This is a genomic window from Dietzia sp. SYD-A1 (assembly GCF_015356725.1).
In the GTDB taxonomy this organism is placed as follows: Bacteria; Actinomycetota; Actinomycetes; order Mycobacteriales; family Mycobacteriaceae; genus Dietzia.
Genome location: NZ_JADDKI010000516.1, coordinates 1 through 5,778 on the forward strand (window position 1 = coordinate 1; position 5,778 = coordinate 5,778).

The following is a 5,778-nucleotide window of genomic DNA, read 5'->3' on the forward strand; positions in this document are numbered from 1 at the left end:
GGTCCTGCGGGGTGGGCACCGGGCCCGCTGCCCACCCCGCAGGACCTGCATGAGCAGGCCGAGAAGGCGCTCCAGGACGTGGCCGGACAGGTCGAGACCGCCGTCAAGGCGGTGTTCGCGCCGCACGCCCAGCCCGCCGCGCCGCAGGGCTGACACCGCGAGGGGGTGCTCGGGAGCGGTCTTTGAGACACTGGACGGGTGACGTCTGCGAGCGATGCCTTCCCGACCCCGTCCGGCCTGTCCGGCACCACCCGATCGGCCGAGCTCTTCGCCGAGGCCCGCGAGCTGATCCCCGGCGGGGTCAACTCCCCGGTCCGCGCCTTCAACTCCGTGGGCGGCACCCCGCGCTTCATCCGTGAAGCGCGGGGTTCGCGCATGACGGACGTCGACGGCAACACCTACATCGACCTGGTGAGCTCGTGGGGGCCGATGATCCACGGCCACGCCCACCCCGCGATCGTCGACGCCGTGCAGTCGACCGCCGCCCGCGGGCTGAGCTTCGGCACCCCGACCGAGGGCGAGATCGAGCTGGCGCGCGAGATCGTGGGTCGGACCTCTGTCGAGGAGGTGCGCCTGGTCAACTCCGGCACAGAGGCCACCATGAGCGCGGTGCGCCTTGCTCGCGGGTTCACCGGCCGGTCCAAGGTGGTCAAGTTCTCCGGCTGCTACCACGGTCATGTGGACGCGCTGCTGGCCGACGCCGGATCGGGTCTCGCGACGTTCGCCCTGCCGGACTCGCCCGGTGTGACCGGAGCGACCGCTCACGACACGATCGTGCTGCCGTACAACGACATCGAGGCGGTCCGCGTGGTGTTCGCCACCCACGGCAGCGAGATCGCCTGCGTGATCACCGAGGCCGCCGCCGGCAACATGGGTACCGTCCCGCCGCTGCCCGGTTTCAACGAGGAGCTGCGCACCCTGTGCTCCGACAACGGCGCGCTGTTGGTGATGGACGAGGTCATGACCGGCTTCCGGGCCGGGGAACGTGGCTGGTGGGGCATCGACGGCGTGGCCGGCGACCTGACCACGTTCGGCAAGGTCATGTCCGGCGGGCTGCCCGCCGCCGCGTTCGGGGGCCGCGCCGACGTGATGTCCTCGCTCGCCCCCGCCGGGCCGGTGTACCAGGCGGGCACGCTGTCGGGGAACCCGGTCGCGGTGGCGGCTGGCCTGGCCTCCCTGCGCCTGGCCGACCACGCCTGCTACTACACGCTGCAGACCAATGCGGATCGCCTCGGGGCGCTGTTGGGCAACGCCCTGCACGCAGCCGGGGTCGCACACACCATCCAGCGCGCTGGGACGATGCTCAGCGTGTTCTTCACCGACCAGCAGGTCAGCGATTACGCCGGGGCCAAGGCCGCTGAGACGTTCCGGTACGCACCGTTCTTCAACACCCTGCTGGATCGGGGCATCTACGCCCCGCCCAGCGCCTTCGAGACCTGGTTCGTGTCCACCGCACTCACCGACGACGACTTCCAGCACATCTCCGAGTCCCTTCCCGTGGCCGCCGAGGCCGCGGCCGCGGCATCCGACCCGGAGGCCACGCGATGAGCCGGGCCGGTGGCGCGCAGCGCGGTCAGGGCATGCGCGGTCGGGGGTTGCGCGGGGTGTTCGACGTCCCGTCGACGGGGCCCACGTCATTGCCGATCCCCCTCCGCGGGGAGCATCCCGCGCCCGCCGAGGCGCCGCCGTCGCTGAACGCTTCCGAGGCCGGTGCCCGCCCCGCGGAGACCTCCGTCCCGCAGCAGCAGGAGGGAGCCGAGGCCTACGGGGCCGCGCCGGGCTCGATCTCCGCTCCGGGTGAACCGCTCTCGGCGTCGTCGTCGACACATCGGGATTCGTCTGCCCGCGGGACCGAGACGCAGACCATCGTCCACCTGGTCCGCCACGGGGAGGTCCACAACCCCGACGGGGTGCTGTATGGCCGCCTGCCGGGTTTCCGGCTCTCCGAGCTGGGGCGGAGTCAGGCCGAGACCGTGGCCCGCACCCTCGGGCAGGGGCACGACATCGTGTCGGTCGTCGCCTCGCCGCTGCAGCGCGCCCAGGAGACCGCCGCCCCACTGGCCGAGGCGTTGGGCCTTCCGGTGGGGATCGACGCGGACATCATCGAGGCCGACAACCGCTTCGAGGGCAACAAGGTCGGCGGCCGGGATGGTGCGCTGCGCAACCCTCGGTACTGGCCGATCCTGGTCAACCCGCTGCGGCCCTCGTGGGGCGAGCCGTACCTGCAGATCGCGCATCGGATGATCGGGGCCGTGTACTCCACGCTCGACTCCGCCCGCGGACACGAGGCGGTCCTGGTGAGCCACCAGCTGCCGGTGTACACCACGCGGAGGTTCCTCGAGGGCCGTCGACTGTGGCACGACCCCCGTTCGCGGCAGTGTTCTCTGGCCTCGATCACCTCCCTGGTCTTCGAGGGGACCACGCTGCGCGAGATCGTCTACTCCGAGCCGGCGGGTGCGTCTGACCCGTCGCAGACGGGAGCCTGATCCATGCGACACCCCAAGGCCGCACTCGGCGCCCTGCTCCTGGCGGGCGTCCTCGTCACCGGTGCTTGCGCGACCAGCACGGACGCGGTGGTCACGGGCCCGGAGACGTTCGAGTTCGTCAGCCCGGACGGCCAGCTGGAGATCCACTACGATCCCCCGTCCGAGCGCAGACCCGTCGCCACGCTCACCGGCCCGGACCTGTTGGACCCGGATCGCACGCTCAACGTCCAGGAGGACTTCGAGGGGCAGGTCGTGATTCTGAACCTGTGGGGCCAGTGGTGCGGCCCGTGTCGCGCCGAGTCCGACGACCTGCAGCGGTTGCAGGACGAGTTCGAGCCCCAGGGCGCGACCGTGTTCGGCATCAACCTGCGCGATCCCAACCGCCAGAAGCCCGTCGACTTCGTCGAGGACAACGGCATCACGTTCCCCTCCATCTGGGATCCCAGCAACGCCGCTGTGGCCGCACTGCGCGGGTTCCCGACGTCCGTGGTGCCGGCCACGATCATCCTGGACAAGCAGCACCGGGTGGCGGCGGTGTACCTGGCGGAGATCACCGATGACAAGCTGCGGGGCACCGTGTCGGCGATCCTGGCCGAGGAGGTCGAGCCGGTGTGACCCCGGAGACGATCCTGCTCGCGCAGAGCGTGGGGGAGACCTTCCAGCAGACCGTGGCCAGTGGTCCGATCCTGTTGGCGCTGGGCGCGTGTGTGCTGGCAGGGCTCGTGTCCTTCGCCTCGCCGTGTGTGATCCCACTGGTACCCGGGTACGTCGCGTACCTGGCGAGTGTCGTGGGCGCCGAGCGTCCCCCGGTCACCGTGGCCGCAGCCGAGCGTCAGCGGGCCGCCACGGCGACGATGACTGTCGACGAACGCCGCACTCGTCGCGCCTCCCGCACGCGGGTCGTGATGGCGTCGCTGCTCTTCGTGGGCGGGTTCACCGTGGTGTTCGTGGCGCTCAGCGCCATGGTGTTGGGCACCGTGCAGTACCTGGCGCCGCAACAGGAGCTGCTGCAGCGTCTCGGTGGTGTGGTGACGATTCTCATGGGCCTGGTCTTCATCGGCCTCGTGCCGACCCTGCAGCGGGACACGCGCATGCAGCCCAAGTCTCTCTCGACGTGGGTCGGCGCACCGATGTTGGGTGCCGTCTTCGCGCTGGGCTGGACGCCGTGTCTGGGGCCGACCCTGGCGGCGGCGTTGTCCGTGGCCGCGGGGACGGGTGTCGACGCAGCGCGCGGCGTCGTGCTGATCGTGGCCTACTGCCTGGGTCTCGGTCTGCCGTTCGTGTTGGTGGCCTTCGGCTCGACCTGGGCGATGCGTACCGTCGGCTGGCTCCAGAGGCACACCCGCGCCATCCAGGTGTTCGGTGGCGTGATGCTCATCATCGTGGGCCTGCTGCTGCTCTCCGGCGCGTGGGCCCTGTTCATCGACTGGCTCCGCGACTTCGCCATCTCGGATACGACCCTGCCCATCTAAACGGCGACTGACAGTCCCCGGGGTCACGCGGCCTTCGCCCTCTCCCCGTCAGCGGCGGCGCCGAACCGTCGGCGGATGCCGTCGTCGAGGTCTCGGAGCAGCGCGAACGGCAGAATCGGCGCTTCGAGGGGTGCCAGCGGCTGCTGTCCCGCCTTGGCCGGTGGTGGTGCCGCGACACGTGGTGTGCCGGAGGGTGGGATCCATCGGACTCCCTGAGGCGCGGTGCGGTCGGGGATCGTCCTCCAGCCGGTCGCGTGGATCATGGCGTGGCAGTCGCCGCTGGCCAGGGCGAGTTGGTCGATGTTCGTCAGCCCGCCGGCTGACCAGGGCGCTGCGCTGTGGTGTGCTTCGCAGTGTCTGGCGTCCTGGTCGCAGTCCGGGTGGGTGCACCCTCCGTATGCGGCGAACAGGGCGAGCCGTTGATAGCGGGAGGCGGTTCTGCGGCTGCGGTAGAGCTTGAGGTCCATCTCCTGGTCGCACAGAGCCAGGAACCAGTGGTTGCCGCGCGCCATGGACAGGGCCTGCAGCACCGGGATGCGGATGCCGCCGTCGCTCTGCCCGCAGCCGGCCAGTGTGGTGAGTTGGTCGAGGTCGACGCGCACGACGATCGCCGCGGGCGCCCCGGTCCGGCGGGCGTCGGCGGACAGGGCCAGCTGCAGCGCGTGAACCATCGCGTCATGCATCCGCTGGCCGTCACTGCGGGTGTCCGGTGCATCGGGGTCGGGCCACAGCCGGCCGGGTTGGCCCCAGCGGGCGTGGACCTCGCGCATGAGAGCCGCCAGCTGCGGGTCCATGGTCATGCTCGCGGTGGCCATGAGGTCCAGTCCCTGGCCTCCGCAGGTCACGGATCTGCGGCGGGCTCGCTCTGCGGCATCGCGTTCGGTGCGGCCCGGGTCGAGAGCGTCGAGCAGCCGGTGGGCGTGGTCCTGCAGCTGCCGGGTGGTGGACTTCTCGGCAGCCTCGATTAACTTCTGCTCCAGGCGATCGCGCACCTCGTCGTCGCACTCATCGGACAGCGCGTCCAAGGCCTTACCGATGACTCGGAGCTGACCGGCGGACACGGCGCCGGAGGCGCTGGCGCGCATACGCGCCGACTCGGCGATACCGGCGTCGTCGAGTCGTCCGCGGGCGTCCCCGGGTGCCAGCCTGAGCCCCCCGGTGAGCATCTGGCGATCGTTGATGAAGCCCATCTCGCGGGCAGTGCTGGTGGCGCGGGCGGCGGCCATGACGCGGGCCTGTGTCGCGCGGATGCGGCGTTGGATCTGCTCGAGCGCCACGAGTTCGGCGTGCAGCTGGGGCGGCGGGGTATCGGTCCAGTCGCGCTGCAGGTGTTGATCGAGCGAGGCGAGTACTACCGCCAACTCTGTCCCCGCCGTCCCACCACTCACCGTCTCGCTCATGTGTTCGATTAGATCACCTGGGTACGACACACTGCGTCGGCGCAGTTCAGGGGTTACATCCGGGGCAGCGGCGTCTACCGGGGCCAGAACGCCACGATCATGGGGGAGATGAGCAACCAGGCCGTCAGCAGGTACATCGTCGCGGCCACCACGATGAAGGCCTCGAAGTGAGACGGTCGGATTACTTGCCCGGGCCACAGCCTCCGCTTGCGAATTCGGCGATTCAGCTCGTCTATCTCCCGCTTCCTCTCGGCCTCTGCCTCGTCCTTGGCGCTCCGAGACGCCCGGTCCTCGGTCGCGCTTCCGGGGTTCAATCAACTCCCCGTGCTCGTCCACCGGTGGTCCTTCCCCTAGATCGCAGATCGCCTAGGAGCGTGGGTCAGTAACACGCCAGTTCAGGTCCGCTGATGGGGCGGGTTC

The 5,778-nt window shown here is 70.3% G+C and carries 6 protein-coding genes; 4 read left to right on the top strand and 2 right to left on the bottom strand.

Annotation, left to right across the window (positions count from 1 at the left end; translation table 11 throughout):
- Positions 1-198: 198 nt before the first annotated feature.
- The 4 genes from hemL to IY392_RS16360 all read left to right on the top strand — a co-directional run bounded on the left by hemL (position 199) and on the right by IY392_RS16360 (position 3,958).
- Positions 199-1,548 (top strand): glutamate-1-semialdehyde 2,1-aminomutase, encoded by a 1,350-nt coding sequence (gene hemL, locus IY392_RS16345; RefSeq protein ID WP_370446311.1) that lies wholly within the window; start codon positions 199-201, stop codon positions 1,546-1,548.
- 317 nt (positions 1,549-1,865) lie between these two features.
- Entirely contained in the window at positions 1,866-2,486 is a 621-nt protein-coding gene (locus IY392_RS19515; RefSeq protein ID WP_182612683.1) for a histidine phosphatase family protein, read from the top strand.
- Positions 2,487-2,489: 3 nt separating this feature from the next.
- The gene (locus IY392_RS16355) at positions 2,490-3,101 is read left to right on the top strand and encodes a TlpA disulfide reductase family protein (RefSeq protein ID WP_194861793.1); all 612 of its coding nucleotides are present in this window, start codon (positions 2,490-2,492) and stop codon (positions 3,099-3,101) included.
- A complete protein-coding gene (locus tag IY392_RS16360) occupies positions 3,098-3,958 on the top strand; it encodes a cytochrome c biogenesis CcdA family protein (protein ID WP_194861794.1) in 861 nt (286 codons plus the stop codon). Before IY392_RS16355 ends, IY392_RS16360 begins: the two co-directional genes overlap by 4 nt.
- A gap of 23 nt (positions 3,959-3,981) precedes the next feature.
- On the opposite strand, the gene IY392_RS16365 is transcribed toward IY392_RS16360, so the two are convergent.
- Both IY392_RS16365 and IY392_RS16370 read right to left on the bottom strand, forming a co-directional pair.
- Positions 3,982-5,358 carry an HNH endonuclease signature motif containing protein gene (locus tag IY392_RS16365; protein WP_194861795.1) on the bottom strand — a complete coding sequence of 459 codons (1,377 nt, stop codon included), beginning with the start codon at positions 5,356-5,358 and terminating at the stop codon, positions 3,982-3,984.
- 74 nt (positions 5,359-5,432) lie between these two features.
- Complete coding sequence (locus IY392_RS16370; RefSeq protein WP_107757323.1) at positions 5,433-5,672, bottom strand: hypothetical protein; 240 nt, start codon at positions 5,670-5,672, stop codon at positions 5,433-5,435.
- Between the last annotated feature and the right edge of the window lie 106 nt (positions 5,673-5,778).

Bases quoted from the DNA above. Each gene is read 5' to 3' on its own strand.
- IY392_RS16365 (WP_194861795.1), bottom strand. From the start codon at position 5,358: ATGAGCGAGACGGTGAGTGGTGGGACGGCGGGGACAGAGTTGGCGGTA.
- IY392_RS16355 (WP_194861793.1), top strand. From the start codon at position 2,490: ATGCGACACCCCAAGGCCGCACTCGGCGCCCTGCTCCTGGCGGGCGTC.